This is a genomic window from Zobellella endophytica, assembly GCF_003012775.1.
GTDB classification, from domain to species: Bacteria; Pseudomonadota; Gammaproteobacteria; order Enterobacterales; family Aeromonadaceae; genus Oceanimonas; species Oceanimonas endophytica.
Map to the genome: position 1 here is coordinate 164,620 of NZ_PXYG01000001.1, position 13,551 is coordinate 178,170.

Consider the following 13,551-nt stretch of genomic DNA (forward strand, 5'->3'; position numbering starts at 1 on the left):
CACAGCGTTGATGGTGGGTGGTCCATTGAAATGGACCCTACGGATGGATGCCCGCCTTCGCTGGCCCGTTACAACCGGTGCAGGGCATTCCTCAGGTAATCCAGCAGCATGCGGCTGGCGGCGTTCAGCTCGTTGCCGTTGTAGCAAAAGCCCACCGACACGCTGCCGAGGGCCGGGCAGGGGGCGTATTCGGGGGAATGTTCCAGATCGTCCGGCACCGTGCTTTTGGCCAGCACGCTGATGCCCAGCCCCGCCTTGATGGCGGCCTGGATGCCGAGCAGGCTGGAGGTGCTGTACACGATGCGCCAAGGCAGGTTGGCCTGGGTGAGGGCGTCGATGATCGACTTGCGGTACAAGCAGCCCTTGGGGTAGAGGATGAGCGGCAGCGGCGCCCCCGGCTCCAGCATCAGGTTGCTGCTGCGCACCCACACCAGGGGGTCGAGGATAAAGTCGGTCAGGCGCGGATGGGGCTGGTTGCTTTCCTCGATGGCCATTACCAGATCGTAGGCGCCCTTCTTGTAGTCGTGCAGCAGGTTGGCGCTGATGTCGCTGCTCACGTCCAGGGTCACATTGGGATAGGACTGGGAAAAACGCCCCAGGGTGGTGGCGAGGAAGGACACCTCGAAGTCGTTGGGAATGCCCAGCCGCACCGAGCCGCTCACCTTGGGCGTGCCCAGGCGGGAGACGAGGGCGTCGTTCAGCTCCAGCATCTTGCGGGCACAGCTCATCAGCATCTGCCCTTCCTCGGTGAGCTGCAGGCCCTGGCCGCGGTCGAACAGCTTCACGCCCAGCAGCTCTTCCAGCCGCTTCACCTGCAGGCTCACCGCCGGCTGGGAGCGGCCCAGCACTTCCCCCGCCTGGGTAAAGCCCCCCAGTTGGTTGATGGTGACAAAGGTGCGCAGCAAATCCGTGGGCAGGTTCTTCATCTGAGTGCTCGACATTTCCAATATTAATGACACTGTTATTGTCATTAACTTTGGCAATGAATGCCAGCGCCGAGACGGAGATCCATAACCTATTGCACCGGACCCCCCACCTTGGGGAATGACTACAGAGAACGACGAGGGGTTGCCAGCGGGGCGGCGGCGGCGTTAGCCAGTTCTTCCCTGCGCAGCTGCCGGTACAGGGCCCAGCCCGCCGCCAGGCCGCACAGCGCCAGGCCGTACCAGATGGCGGCGGGCGGGGTCGCCGCCGCCTCGCCCAACAGGGCGCCGATCAGCACGTTGCCGAGCAGGGCCACGCAACCGCCCAGGCTTGCGTAAAAGCCGTAATAGCCGCCCAGCGCCCGGTCGCCGGCGTAGTGGGGCAGGTGGGCGGCAAAGAGCGGAAAGCAGAGGATGGAGCCCAGCGACAGGCAGGCCGCCTGCGTCAGGCTGGCGGCCACCGGCCAGGGCTGCAGCCAGGGCAGGGCGAGGTAGCTCATACCCATCAGCCCGAGGCCCAACCCCATGCCCCGGGCCACGCCCAGGCGGCGCTGCACCAGCTGGCTGGCGGGCAACTGCAGCACCACCCCGATGATGGCGGTGAGGGTGAACACGCCGCTCAGCAACCCGGTGGCCTGCTGCTGGCTGTTGATGTAGGCGGGCACGGCCAGGTACAGCTGGTGGAACAGCAGCTGGTAGGCGGCGGCCAGCAGGGTAAAGCGCAGGAAGGGGCCGTTGCCGATTAAATCCCGCCATTGTTCGCTCCAGGCGGGCGGCCGCTCCCGCACATGGCGGGGGCTGGGGGGCAGCAGGTGCCATTGCAGGGCGGTCAGCAACAGGAAGATGCCGCCGGACACCAGGCCGGTCACCACAAAGTCGATGTCGGTGAGCAGCATGCCGGCCAGGGGGCCCAGCAGCAGCCCGAGCTGGCTGGCCAGGTTGTGCAGGGCAAAGGCCTGCTGACGCTGGCGGCCGTCCAGGCATTCCGACGCCAGGTAAGCCTGGGCGCAGGGGGTGAAGAGGGCGCCGGCAAAGCCGGTGAGAAAGGCGGCCAGCAGCAGCAGCGGCAGATCTCCGGCCCAGCCGAGCAGGGCAAAGCCCAGGCTGCGGACCAGGCAGCCCAGCACGATGGCGGGCCGGTAGCCCAGCCGATCGCCCAGGGCGCCGCCCAGCAGGAACAGCCCCTGCTGGCTGAATACCCGCATGCCCATCACCAGGCCGCTGGCCCAGCCGGTCAGCCCCAGGGTACCGCCCAGGTGGAGGGCCAGGTAGGGCAGGGTCATGTAGAAGGCGAGGTTGAAGAAGAGGCCGTTGCACACCAGCAGGCGGGCCGCCGGGCTCAGCATCCGCCAGCTCTGGCGGTAGTGGGTCGTGGTCACGTTATGGTCCGTGAGGTGCCCTTCGGGCACCGATCAGTTTAAAGACAAGCGGCGTGCGGCCAAACCGCCGTCCGCCGTAGGGTCGAATTTATTCGACCAAACCCCGGCGCCGTGGTCGGGTGGTCCACTGAAGTGGACCCTACGGTCAAGCACCGCCGTTGTTCTAGCCGGTCGCCAGGGCGAAGGTGCGGCCCTGGCTGGCGATATCGTCCACGATCACATGGCCGAAGCCGCGGGAGCAGGACTCCACCCGCGCCTCCACCTGATAGGTGTCGCGCAGCAGCGCCGGGGTGACAATGTCGGCGGTGGGGCCGCAGGCCACCTGGCGGCCGCCGGCGATCACCAGCGCCTGATCGCAAAAGCGCAGCACATGGTTGAGATCGTGCAGCGTCACCAGCACCAGCATGCCCTTTTCCCGTGCCAGGTCTTTCATGTGGCCGAGCACCTCCACCTGGCGCGACAGATCCAGCGCCGAGGTGGGCTCGTCCATCAGCACGATGTCCGGCTCGCGCACCAGCACCTGGGCCAGGCTGACCAGCTGGCGCTGGCCACCCGAGAGCTCGCCGAGGTGGCGAAAGGCGAGGTTGGCAATGCCGAGTGCCGCCAGGGTCTGATCGATACGGGCCAGCTCGGCCTCGTTCACGCTCCAGCCGCCGCCCTGCTTGCAGGCCAGCAGCACCGACTCGTACACGCTGAGCGCGGCACTGGCGGCGCTGTCCTGCGGCATGTAGCTGATACCGCCGCCTTCCGGCCGCAGGCCCTCCACGTGCACCCGGCCGGGGCCGTCGATCAGGCCGCTGATGCGCTTGAACAGGGTGGACTTGCCGGCGGCGTTGGGGCCGATGATGGCCACCACTTCGCCCGCCTTGAAGGTGGGGGTGGAAATGCCCTGCAGCAGCAATTGCTTGCCGTAACGGGCACCGAGTGCCTCGAGCCGGATGCTTACCATGAGCGCCTCGTCTGGGACAGGATAAGGGAAACGAAGAAGGGAATGCCGATCAGTGACGTGACCACGCCGATGGGGAAGATGGTGCCGCTGATCAACGACTTGCTTACCACCGAGCTGACCGAGAGGATCAGCGCCCCGGCCAGGGCCGAGGCCGGCAGGAAGAAGCGTTGATCCTCGCCGATGATCATGCGCGCGATATGGGGGCCGACCAGGCCGATAAAGCCGATGGTGCCCACGAAGGACACCGGAATGGCCGCCAGCAGGCTTACCAGCAGCAGGGTCTCCAGCCGCAGCCGGCCGACCTTGACGCCGAAGCTCGCCGCCTTGTCTTCACCCAGGCGAAGGGCGGTCAGGGCCCAGGCCCGGCGGACGAACACCGGCAGCACCAGTACCAGCGCCAGGGTGGTGATGGCCAGCTTCGGCCAGGTGGCCTTGCTGAGGCTGCCCATGGTCCAGAACACCACCGCCGACAGGGCCTCGGTCGAGGCGAAAAACTGCACCAGCGCCAGCAGGGCGTTGAAGGTGAACACCAGGGCGATGCCGAGCAGCACTATGCTGTTGACCGTCATGCCGCGCCGGGCGCTGAGCAGGTGGATGAGCAGGGCCGCCAGCATGGCCATGACGAAGGCGTTGAGCGGCACCATCCAGGCGATGGCCGCCGGGATGAAGGCCACCCCGAAGGCCAGGGCCAGGGCCGCGCCGAAGCTGGCGGCGGCGGAAATGCCCAGGGTGAAGGGGCTGGCCAGCGGGTTGTTGAGGATGGTCTGCATCTGGGCGCCGGCCACCGCCAGCGCCGCGCCCACCACCACCGCCATCAGTGCGATCGGCATGCGGATTTCCCACAGCACCACCCGCACCTGCAGCGGCACCGAGTCGGGCAGGAACAGCGCCCGCACCACCTCGCCCAGCTCGTAGCGGGCCGGGCCCAGGGCCAGGTCGGCGCACAGGCTGAGCAGCAGCGCGGCGGTCAGTCCCAGCAGGATCAGCTGACGCCGCCAGACGATGGCCTTGTAACGGCCGCTGCCGGCAGGTGTGGCTTGCGTTGGCGTCATGGCGTTAGTCTGCATCGGTCAGCGACACCCAATAGCCGGGACGGTAGTCGACGGGCAGGAAACGCTGGTGCAGCTCTTTGAAGGTGGCCTCCGGGTCGAGCTCGGCGAACAGCTCGGGGTGCAGCCACTTGGCCATCTGCTGGATGCCCACGAACTGGTAGGGGCTGTTGTAGAACTGGTGCCAGATGGCGTGCATCTGCTTGTGTTGCACCGCTTCGATGCCGGTCATGGCCGGGCGATGGGTCAGCGCCTCGAGCTTGCGCCGGGCTTCGGCCTGATCCTGGCCCGGGCCCACGCCCACCCAGCCGCCGCCGGGCACATAGGCTTCCCACATGCCGCCGGTCACGATGACGTGGTTGGGGTTGGAGGCGATGATCTGCTCCGGGTGGAGGTTGCCGAAGGTGGCGGGAATGATGTCCCTGGCGATGTTCTCACCGCCGGCCAGTTCCACGAACTTGCCGAAGTTGTCGTCGCCGAAGCTCATGCAGCATTCTTCCGAGTAGCCGCCGGCCCGGTCGATGAACACCTGGGGCCGCTCTGGCTGATGCTGCTCGAGCACCTCCGTCACCCTGGCGATTTCGGCAGCGCGCCAGGCGATGAATTCCTCGGCCTTTTCCACTTCACCGAACAGCTGGCCGTAAAGGCGCAGGCTGGGCTCGGTGTGGGTGAAGGGGTGCTCGCGAAAATCCACGTACACCAGGGGAATGCCGGCGGCGGCCAGTTTCTCGATGTATTTGGCGTCTTCGGTGGCCTGCTTGGACTCGATGTTCATGATGATGACATCGGGCTTGAGCGACACCGCCTGCTCGACGTCGAAGGTGCCGTCCTTGAAGCCGCCGAAGACGGGGATCTCGGCCATCTCGGGGAATTTTTCCAGATAGGCGGCATAGTTGTCCGGATCGGCGCTGTTGAAGTCGTCACGCCAGCCGACGATGCGCTGGAAGGGATTCTCCCGGTCGAGCACGGCGGTGAGGTAAACCTGGCGGCCTTCGCCCAGGATGACGCGTTGCACCGGTACCTCGACCTCCACCTGACGGTTGGCGATGTCGGTGACGGTAATGGTTTCGGCACTCAGGGCCAGCGACCAGACGGCCGCCACGGCGGTGATCGCCTTGGTCAGAAGGGGGCTTCGAAGCATGGTGTTCTCGTGCGGTTATTAGGACGGGATATGATACTACAAACGATTCTTATTTTGTAAGTGGGAAGTATTCATTCCAATATCACACGGGGCAGATTTTAATCGTCGTCAAAAAACGTAACAGCAACAAATGATTAGCAAAGGGGAATAGCTTGGTATACTCATTGAGTACCATCATAACGAGGACTCGCTCATGGATCTTATCCGCATTATCGTCGCCATTCTGCTGCCGCCCCTGGGGGTATTTTTGCAGGTGGGCTTCGGCAAGCACTTCTGGCTCAATATTCTGCTGACCCTGCTGGGCTATATCCCCGGCATCGTGCACGCGGTGTGGATCATCGCCAAAAAATGAGCCGCCGGCCTTTATGCTCGGGAGCGGCGGATGCCTGACCGGCGCCAGGAGCAAGCGGGCGGTGGTGCGGATGCCACCAGGGCTCGCCTGAGTCGTCTTGCCTGGCTGCTGGACAGCTCAATAAGGCTGCCCGGCGGCTTCAGGATTGGCCTGGACGGCCTTATCGGCCTGGTTCCCGGGGTGGGGGATCTGGTCGCCGCCGGCCTGTCGGCCTATATCATCGCGGAAGCCGCCCGCATGAAGCTGCCCGCCGGCGTGCTGGCCCGCATGGGGCTGAATGTGCTGCTGGAGCTGCTGGTCGGCGCCATCCCGCTGTTCGGCGATCTGTTCGACTTCGCCTTCAAGGCCAACCAGCGCAACGTGCGGCTGATGGATGCCCACTTCGACAAGATGGATCGCACGCGGGCCTGAGCGACGTGCTTGGGGCCATTTTGTTGAAGTGGAAGGGGCAACGCCTGTCGGCTTGCCCCTCTGTCGTCCTGCCTCAGGGCAGGCTCTGCGCCGCCAGTTGGCGGCATTCCCGTCGATCCTGGTCGATCTCCGCCATGCTCAGGCGGGCGGTTTCCCGCAGCAGGCAGGAACACAGGGCGACCAACCCCAGGGCGCCGGCGGCATAGAGCGCCACCCCCAGGGGGTTCTGATCGCTGGCGATCAGGATGGCGGTGGCGATGCTCGAGGCGGTGCCGCCGCCCAGGGCCGCGCCTATCTGGTAGGTGGCGGAAATGCTGGAAAAGCGCATCTCCCGCGGGAACTGCTCGCCCAGAAAGGCGGGAATGGGCCCCTGGGTGGCCCCCATCAGGGCGCCGACGAGGGCATAGGCCGCGAGGCTGAGCCAGAGGCTGTGCTGGCTGATCAGCGGGAAGAAGGCGAAGAAGCCCGCCGCCATCAGGGCCGAACCCAGTATCATCACCCTTTTCCGGCCAATATGGTCGGACAGCAGGGCGAACAGCGGCGCGGAAATGACGATGGTGATCGACAGGGCAAAATCGAACAACAGGGCCTCGGTATTGCCGTAGCCGATCAGGGTCGCGTAAGACAGGAAGAAGGTGGTGCCGATATAGGCGATGGTGGTGTAGCCGAAAGCGACGCCGATGCACAGCAGCAGCTCCCGCGGCCGGGCGCGCAGGGCGGCGAGCAGCGGCACCGGGGTCTCTTTCTGACGGGGGGCGGGCGCTTCCCGCGGGGCCTGCAGCCGGGCGTAGAGGCCGATCAGCACCAGTACGCCGCCCAGCAGGAAGGGGATGCGCCAGGCAAAGCCGGTGAGATCGTCGTCGTAGGCCAGGCTGACCGTGGCGAACACGGCGGAAGCCAGGATGCCGCCGATGCCGATGCCCATGCTGGTGAAACTGCCCCAGAGGCCGCGGCGGCCGCGGGGTGCGTTCTCGATGCCGAACAGGGCCGCGCCGCCCCATTCGCCGCCGGCGGCGAAGCCCTGCAGCAGACGCAGCAGCACCAGCAGGACCGGCGCCGCCACCCCCACACTCGCGTAGCTGGGCAGGCAGCCGATCAGCAGGGTGCTGACGCCCATCATCAGCAGGGTGAACACCAGCACCTTCTGGCGGCCCACCTTGTCGCCGAAGTGGCCGAACACGATGCCGCCGAGCGGGCGGGCCAGAAAGCCGGCGCCGAAGGCGCTGAAGGCGATCAGGGTGGCGGTGAGCCGGTCCATCTCCGGGAAGAACACGGCGGGAAAGACCAGCGCCGCCGCGTAGCCGTAGATGAAGAAGTCGTAATACTCGAGGGCCGTCCCCATGCCGGAGACCCAGAAGGTCTTGCGGGCGGACAGGGCGCCCGTTCCTTGATGCTGATTGTCCATTCCTTGTACTCCTTTACTGCTGTTTACGATTAAAAACGGATCTGCCCCCGGCGGGCAAGCGCCATGGGGTTGCCGGCGCCGTATTCGAGCGCGCAGTTGTCCGTGTCGATGCCGACGGTGAGCAGGGTTTCCCAGCGCTCGGTGGGCGGCATGGCCGGATCGGGGGTAAAGCAGACGGGCGCCCGCTCTCCGGCCGCGCCGCACATGGCGGCGGCCCGTTGCCGGATATCCCCCTCTGCCATGGCGGCGCGGGCCGCATCCACATGCGCCAGCCGGGCATAGGTGGTGCCGGCGTCCGGGGTGCGTTCGCCGCGGCTCAGCGCCGGGTCCAGGAAGTGGTTGGTGTGGGTGAGCCAGCCGTCTGCGAGGGGTGGCACCACCGCCGTTCCCGCCGGTGCCAGTTCGATGCTGGCGGCACGGGGCGAAGCGTCCTCCCGGCTGAACACGGTCAGCACGGTGGAGGCGCTGACCCGGGCGGAGCGGGCGAGGGCGACGGCGTCCGCCACCGTGGTGGCCTCTTCCAGGATACGGCGGGCGATAGCGTGCACCGGCACCCCGGCATCGGCATGGTCGCTGGCGTGGTGGAGGATGTTGAAGTGCAGGCCCAGGCCGGCGCTGTTCACCCCTATCTTGCCGAGCATGCCGGACTCGGTAAACAGCTTGACGGTCAGGCCGCCACGGCCGAGCAGCCGCAGCATCAGGCCGTGGGGCACCAGGCTGTCGTGCCAGTCCCAGGTCTGGATGGTCCTGGGCGCCGCCATGCCCTTGGGGGCGTACACGGCGGTGGAGCATTCCCCTTCGGTGGCGGGCATGGTGGCGAGCACCTCGGTGCGGGCGTTGAGGCAGGCCAACTGCCATAACGGCAGACCGGCGCCGCTCGCCATGGCCGCCACCTCGCGGGCGAGGTCCGGGCTCCAGGCTTCGAGCGCGCCCAGGCTCCGCTCGCCGAGGGTACGGGCCTGCTGCAGGCTCACGCCCACTTGGGGGAAGAAGTCGAGATAGAGCCGGACCGTGTGGGCGATTTCATCGGCCCATTGTTCACCCAACTGCCGGCCACGGGCTTCGGGATCCTGGATATCGGTACTGAAGGTATGGATATGCACTGAAATCACTCCTTGTTGTTATTGCGGTAATGGCGTCATGAAGCGGCGCGGCCTCAGTCGGGCCGGGCGTCGTCCCGGCGGAAGACTTCCCGTCCGGCAAAAAAGGTGTTGAGCACCCGGGTGTCGCGCAGCTGTTGCGGCGCGACACCGAAGACGTCCCGGTCGAGCACGATCAGGTCCGCCTGCTTGCCGGGCTCGAGGGAGCCGGTCTTGTGGTCGAGGCGCAGGGCCCGGGCCCCGTTGAGGGTGTAGGCCAGGAGCATGGCTTCGCGGTCGATGGTTTCGTCGGCGTTGAGCAGGCCCTTCGGCCCTTGGCGGCTGACCGCCTGGTAGATGGCCTTCCACGGGTCGGCGGTGGTGATCGGCCAGTCGCTGGCGCCGGCGAGGGTGGCCCCCTGTTGCAGCAGCGAGCGGGCCGGGTACATGTAGTGGTAGGCCATGGCGCTGACGTAGGGCTGCACCAGGTCCACGCTCATTTCGTCGGCCATGGCCCAGTACAGCTGCATGGAGGCGATGACGTCGAGCGGCTTGAAGCGGGCGAACTCCTCGGGGTTGACCAGTTGCAGGTGGGTGATGGAGTGGGGCACGCCGCTGTTGCGCTGCCGGCGCGCCTGCTCGATGGCGTTGAGCGACTCGCGCACCGCGCGGTCGCCGATGGCGTGCACGTGTACCAGCCAGCCGCGGGCGTCGGCGGCGTCGACCAGCCGGGCGAAGTCCTCGGGCTCGAACAGCAGCTCGCCGCGCTGGCCCGAGTTCCGGTAAGGTTCGAGCAGGGCGGCGCTCTGGGCCGGATGCTCGGCCACGCCGTCGGCGAACACCTTGATCCCGGGCAGGCTCAGGTTGGGGATATTGGCAAACCGCCGGCGCACCCGATCCAGCTCGTCCAGATCGGCGGGACCGGCCTTGGCGTCTGCCATCAGCAGGGCGGCCACGTGGGCATTGAGTTCGCCCCGCTCCGCCAGCGCCCGGTAGGCGGGGAGCACGCCGACGGATGCATTGTCGATGGGCCCACCGGGGTTCTCGTTGGCCAGCGGCTCCATCCAGGCGGTGATGCCGAGGCGGTGGTAGTGGCGCATGGCATCGCGCGCGGCGACCAGCAGTTCGGCATCGCCGGCCAGCGGCAGCAGCTCATGGACCTGATAGAGTCCTTCATCGACCAGGAAGCCGTTGGCCTCGCCGTCCGGGTGCCGGCCGATGGTGGCGATCTTTTCGCCCCCCAGGGCCGCGATCCGGGCGGCGTCGATGCCGGCGCGTTTGAGCATGGCCTGGTTGGCCCAGCCGGTGTGGTAGTCCCAGCCCGCGAACAGCATGGGCACCCCGGCCCATTCGCCCCGGTTGAAGCGTTGCTCGAACTCCGCGATCTGCTCCCAGTAGCGGGAAGGCAGGCCACCCACCACCAGGAAGTCGCCGCGCCTGGCCTTGCCGTCGTCGCGCCACTGGCGCAGGCGCCGCTCCAGCTCGTCGAACGGCAGCCAGTCGCCGTCCAGGCTGGCCTGGCGCAGCTGCAGGCCGCCCTTGACCACATGGGCGTGGGAGTCGACAAGGCCGGGCATCAGCACCTTGCCGTTGAGGGCGATGTGGGTGGTGCCCTCGCCGCCGAGGGGGAGGATGTCCTCGTCGGTGCCCACCGCCAGGATCCGGCCCTGCTCGATGGCCACCGCCTGCTGCAGGGGCTGGCCCGCGACCGCGGTGAACACCTTGCCGCCGTGCAGGATGAGATCGGGGGCGGCCATCGTTTCCCATGAGGAAAAAGCGAGGGCCGTGGTCAGCAGCGATGGTAAGAGTCCCTTCATGTTAATCACCCTGGCTGGTTGTTAATTGTTTGATATATTAGCCGGGGTGTTCTTGCCCCATCATTACCCCTTTGCACACAACTTTTTTTCCAGTGAGGAAAAAATCATGGACAAGCTGAGCGTGCTCACCACTTTCGTCACCGCCGCCGAGCTGGGCAGCTTCAGCCGGGCCGCCGAACGGCTGGGCAAGACGCCGTCCGCCGTCACCAAGGCGGTGGCGCAGCTCGAGGCCGAGCTCGGCACCCGGCTGTTTGAGCGCACCACCCGGCAGATGGCGTTGACGGAAGCGGGCCACACCTACCTGGAAGGAACCCGCCAGGCGCTGATGCAGCTGCAGATCGCCGGCGAGGAAGTGGAGCAGCTGCAGCAGGAGCTGCGCGGCCGGCTGCGCATCATTTCGCCGCCGTCCTTCGCACCCGCCTTTCTGCGCGAAGTGTGCTGCCGTTTTATGACCGAACATCCCCTGGTGCGGCTGGAGGTGGACCTGAAGGAAGGGAGCCAGGACCTGATCGAGGGCGGCTACGATCTGGCGGTGCGGGACGGGCCCACCGATCTGCCGGGGCTGATCGCCCAGCCCCTGTTGGAAAACCGGGTGGTGCTGTGCGCCAGCCCCGCCTACCTGGCCCGCAAGGGCATGGAAGTGACGCTGGACAACATCGAGCAGCACGACTGGCTGATCCTGCGCAACCCGCTGCTCAGCCGCCATTACTGGTGGGTGGAGCTGGAAGGCAGGAACACCCGCCTGCGGCAACCGGTCCCCCGGCTGACGAGCGATGATTACGACTTTCTGCTGGCCTGCCTGCTCGACGGCCAAGGCCTGCAGTTTGTCCCCACCTGGAGCGTGGCGCCCTACCTGGCCCGCGGCGAACTGGTGGAGGTGCGGGTGAACCAGTGGCGGGTGCTCAGCGCCTTCGGCCCCTGGATCCACGCCATCTTTCCTCCCCATTGCCGCAACAACCGCAAGGTGAAAGCCTTTATCGAGCTGTTGAAGGCCCATGTGCAGGAAAGCGGACGCTGCGCGCGCTGATGTTCATCACCGCTGTTCTCGATTTGCCATTCCCGCTGCCAGCCTTGTCACTCCCGCGCAGGCGCTGAGGAGTCCAGGGGCTTGCTCCGTTGATAGCGGCGAGATGGCAAGCCCGCCATTGTTGTGTGGATTGCGCCTCCTTTTTTAGTTAGTTAGTCTAACTAAAATTATTTCGGAGAAGATCCCATGACACTGACCGACAGCCTGAAGCAACTGGAGTGGTTTATCTGGCACCGCTGGCGCGAGCATTCGCGCCAGAGCGGCAGCATGGAGCTGACCAGCAGCGAACTGGAATACCTCTATGCGCTGATGTCGGCCCAGGGGCCGGGCCTGCGGCTGACCGAACTGGCGGCGCTGATGCAGGTGAGCAAGGCCTCGGCCAGCACCATGGCGCGCAAGCTGGATCGCCAGGGTTACCTGCGGCGCGAAGCCTGCCCCGAGGACGCCCGGGCCAGCCGCCTGTTGCCCACCGACAAGGCGCTCTACCTGCAGAAGGAAGAAACCAGCGTCTACCGGGAAACGGCGACGGCCATGGGGCGGGCGCTGAGCGAGGAAGAGCTCGCCCAGCTCGAACGGCTGTTGGCCAAGGCCTGTCGCGCCCTGGAACTGCCCCAGGCGCCGCTGCCCGTGCCGGATATTTCCCCCCGCAAACAGGACTGACACCATGAACCTGAGTTCGGCGCCGCTCCAGCGCGCCTTTTGGCATTACACCCTGCCTTCTCTGGCCGCGCTGCTGGTCAGCGGCACCTATCAGGTGGTCGACGGCATTTTCGTCGGCCACTTTATCGGCGGCGACGGCCTGGCCGGCATCAACCTGGCCTGGCCCTGGGTGGGCGTCATGCTGGCCACCGGCATGATGATCGGCATCGGTACCGGGGCCCAGGCGTCCCTGGCCCAGGGTGGCGGCAAGCGCGGCCGGGCCGCCCTGTTTGTGGCCCAGGGGTTGTGGCTGCTGCCGCTGCTGGGGTTGCCGCTGGCACTGGTGTTGACCCGCTCGAGCCCGTTATTCCTGGTCTGGCAGGGGGCCGAGGGTGCGGCGGCGGCCCATGCCCAGAACTACCTGGATCTGATGGCGCCGGCCACGCCCCTGGTAATAGCCAGCGTGGCGCTGCCGTTTCTGGTGCGCAACCTCGGGGCGCCCCGGCTGGCGACCCTGGCGCTGCTGCTGGGGGCCGTCGGCAATATCCTGCTCGATGCGGTTTTTATCGCCTGGCTGCAGTGGGGGCTGACCGGCGCCGCCCTGGCCACCCTGCTGAGCGAGGCGCTGGTGGTGGTGCTGTGCCTGGGCTTCGTGCTGAGCCGCCACAGCCGGGCGCCGCTGGACCGCCGGGCCTGGCGGTGGCGGCCGAGGGCGGGCACCGTGCTGCTGGGCACCGGCTTTTCCAGTATGCTGATGTACCTGTACCTCAGCCTGGCGGTGGTGCTGCACAACCTGCTGCTGCTCAAACATGGCCAGGCGGTGCAGGTGGCGGCCTACGGCATCGCCGGCTACCTGATGGCTTTCTACTACCTGGCGGCGGAAGGGGTGGCCGGGGGCATGCAGCCCCTGGTGAGCTACTACCAGGGCGCCGGTCAGACGGCGCGGGTGCGCCAGACTCTGCGCCTGGCCTGCCTGGTCGGGGTGGGGGGCGGTGTGCTGCTGGTACTGGCCATGATGGCGGCGCCGGCCTGGTTCGCCTCGGTCTTTATGGGGGAGGATCCGGCCCTGCTGGCGGCCACCACCTGGGCCATCCGGCTGCACCTGTGGGCCCTGTTCCTGGACGGCTTCCTGGTGCTGGCGGCCTGCTGGTTCCAGTCTCTCGGCCTGGGCCGCAAGGCGACCCTGATCACCCTGGGCAACATGCTGATCCAGCTGCCCTTTCTGGCGTTGTTGCCGCTCTGGCTGGGGCTGGACGGGGTCTGGCTGGCGCTGCCCCTGTCCAACGTCTGCCTGTCGTTGTTCGCCGGTTGGCTGCTGTGGCGGCAGTGGCGGCGGCTGGCACCAGGGCCAGCCGCCGCCACTGGCGAGCGATCCTGAAA

13 protein-coding genes are annotated in these 13,551 nt (G+C 66.8%); 5 read left to right on the plus strand and 8 right to left on the minus strand.

Features of this window, described 5'->3' with window-relative positions:
- Positions 1–68: 68 nt before the first annotated feature.
- The 5 genes from C7H85_RS00720 to C7H85_RS00740 form a co-directional block, all read right to left on the minus strand.
- Positions 69–926 carry a LysR substrate-binding domain-containing protein gene (locus tag C7H85_RS00720; RefSeq protein WP_106727812.1) on the minus strand — a complete coding sequence of 286 codons (858 nt, stop codon included), beginning with the start codon at positions 924–926 and terminating at the stop codon, positions 69–71.
- 122 nt (positions 927–1,048) lie between these two features.
- On the minus strand, positions 1,049–2,302 hold the full coding sequence (locus C7H85_RS00725; RefSeq protein WP_106727813.1) for an MFS transporter: 1,254 nt from the start codon (positions 2,300–2,302) through the stop codon (positions 1,049–1,051).
- A gap of 163 nt (positions 2,303–2,465) precedes the next feature.
- Positions 2,466–3,251 carry an ABC transporter ATP-binding protein gene (locus C7H85_RS00730; RefSeq protein ID WP_106727814.1) on the minus strand — a complete coding sequence of 262 codons (786 nt, stop codon included), beginning with the start codon at positions 3,249–3,251 and terminating at the stop codon, positions 2,466–2,468.
- On the minus strand, positions 3,245–4,303 hold the full coding sequence (locus tag C7H85_RS00735; RefSeq protein ID WP_106727815.1) for a FecCD family ABC transporter permease: 1,059 nt from the start codon (positions 4,301–4,303) through the stop codon (positions 3,245–3,247). Before C7H85_RS00735 ends, C7H85_RS00730 begins: the two co-directional genes overlap by 7 nt.
- A 4-nt stretch (positions 4,304–4,307) precedes the next feature.
- Positions 4,308–5,441, minus strand: a complete 1,134-nt coding sequence (locus C7H85_RS00740) for an ABC transporter substrate-binding protein (RefSeq protein ID WP_106727816.1) — start codon at positions 5,439–5,441, stop codon at positions 4,308–4,310.
- Positions 5,442–5,634: 193 nt separating this feature from the next.
- Between C7H85_RS00740 and C7H85_RS00745 the strand changes: the two genes are divergently transcribed.
- Positions 5,635–5,793 carry a YqaE/Pmp3 family membrane protein gene (locus C7H85_RS00745; protein WP_106453246.1) on the plus strand — a complete coding sequence of 53 codons (159 nt, stop codon included), beginning with the start codon at positions 5,635–5,637 and terminating at the stop codon, positions 5,791–5,793.
- A gap of 30 nt (positions 5,794–5,823) precedes the next feature.
- The gene (locus tag C7H85_RS00750; RefSeq protein ID WP_106727817.1) at positions 5,824–6,204 is read left to right on the plus strand and encodes a DUF4112 domain-containing protein; all 381 of its coding nucleotides are present in this window, start codon (positions 5,824–5,826) and stop codon (positions 6,202–6,204) included.
- Between the two features lie 73 nt (positions 6,205–6,277).
- On the opposite strand, the gene C7H85_RS00755 is transcribed toward C7H85_RS00750, so the two are convergent.
- From C7H85_RS00755 to C7H85_RS00765, 3 genes are read right to left on the minus strand one after another with little or no spacing between them, the layout of a single operon-like run.
- Positions 6,278–7,609: an MFS transporter gene (locus C7H85_RS00755; protein WP_106727818.1), complete on the minus strand. Its 1,332-nt coding sequence runs from the start codon at positions 7,607–7,609 to the stop codon at positions 6,278–6,280.
- A 29-nt stretch (positions 7,610–7,638) separates the two neighbouring features.
- Positions 7,639–8,712, minus strand: a complete 1,074-nt coding sequence (locus C7H85_RS00760) for a C45 family autoproteolytic acyltransferase/hydrolase (protein WP_106727819.1) — start codon at positions 8,710–8,712, stop codon at positions 7,639–7,641.
- A 53-nt stretch (positions 8,713–8,765) separates the two neighbouring features.
- Positions 8,766–10,505, minus strand: a complete 1,740-nt coding sequence (locus tag C7H85_RS00765; protein WP_106727820.1) for an amidohydrolase — start codon at positions 10,503–10,505, stop codon at positions 8,766–8,768.
- Between the two features lie 106 nt (positions 10,506–10,611).
- Between C7H85_RS00765 and C7H85_RS00770 the strand changes: the two genes are divergently transcribed.
- From C7H85_RS00770 to C7H85_RS00780, 3 genes are all read left to right on the plus strand, one after another.
- Positions 10,612–11,532, plus strand: a complete 921-nt coding sequence (locus tag C7H85_RS00770) for a LysR family transcriptional regulator (RefSeq protein ID WP_106727821.1) — start codon at positions 10,612–10,614, stop codon at positions 11,530–11,532.
- A gap of 186 nt (positions 11,533–11,718) precedes the next feature.
- A complete protein-coding gene (locus C7H85_RS00775; RefSeq protein ID WP_210433526.1) occupies positions 11,719–12,192 on the plus strand; it encodes a MarR family winged helix-turn-helix transcriptional regulator in 474 nt (157 codons plus the stop codon).
- A 4-nt stretch (positions 12,193–12,196) separates the two neighbouring features.
- Entirely contained in the window at positions 12,197–13,549 is a 1,353-nt protein-coding gene (locus tag C7H85_RS00780; RefSeq protein ID WP_106727822.1) for an MATE family efflux transporter, read from the plus strand.
- The last annotated feature ends 2 nt before the right edge of the window (positions 13,550–13,551 follow it).

Coding starts and splice junctions, on each gene's coding strand:
- C7H85_RS00770 (WP_106727821.1), top strand. CDS start 10,612: ATGGACAAGCTGAGCGTGCTCACCACTTTCGTCACCGCCGCCGAGCTG.
- C7H85_RS00720 (WP_106727812.1), bottom strand. CDS start 926: ATGAAGAACCTGCCCACGGATTTGCTGCGCACCTTTGTCACCATCAAC.
- C7H85_RS00740 (WP_106727816.1), bottom strand. CDS start 5,441: ATGCTTCGAAGCCCCCTTCTGACCAAGGCGATCACCGCCGTGGCGGCC.
- C7H85_RS00735 (WP_106727815.1), bottom strand. CDS start 4,303: ATGACGCCAACGCAAGCCACACCTGCCGGCAGCGGCCGTTACAAGGCC.
- C7H85_RS00750 (WP_106727817.1), top strand. CDS start 5,824: ATGCCTGACCGGCGCCAGGAGCAAGCGGGCGGTGGTGCGGATGCCACC.
- C7H85_RS00780 (WP_106727822.1), top strand. CDS start 12,197: ATGAACCTGAGTTCGGCGCCGCTCCAGCGCGCCTTTTGGCATTACACC.
- C7H85_RS00745 (WP_106453246.1), top strand. CDS start 5,635: ATGGATCTTATCCGCATTATCGTCGCCATTCTGCTGCCGCCCCTGGGG.
- C7H85_RS00775 (WP_210433526.1), top strand. CDS start 11,719: ATGACACTGACCGACAGCCTGAAGCAACTGGAGTGGTTTATCTGGCAC.
- C7H85_RS00730 (WP_106727814.1), bottom strand. CDS start 3,251: ATGGTAAGCATCCGGCTCGAGGCACTCGGTGCCCGTTACGGCAAGCAA.
- C7H85_RS00765 (WP_106727820.1), bottom strand. CDS start 10,505: ATGAAGGGACTCTTACCATCGCTGCTGACCACGGCCCTCGCTTTTTCC.
- C7H85_RS00755 (WP_106727818.1), bottom strand. CDS start 7,609: ATGGACAATCAGCATCAAGGAACGGGCGCCCTGTCCGCCCGCAAGACC.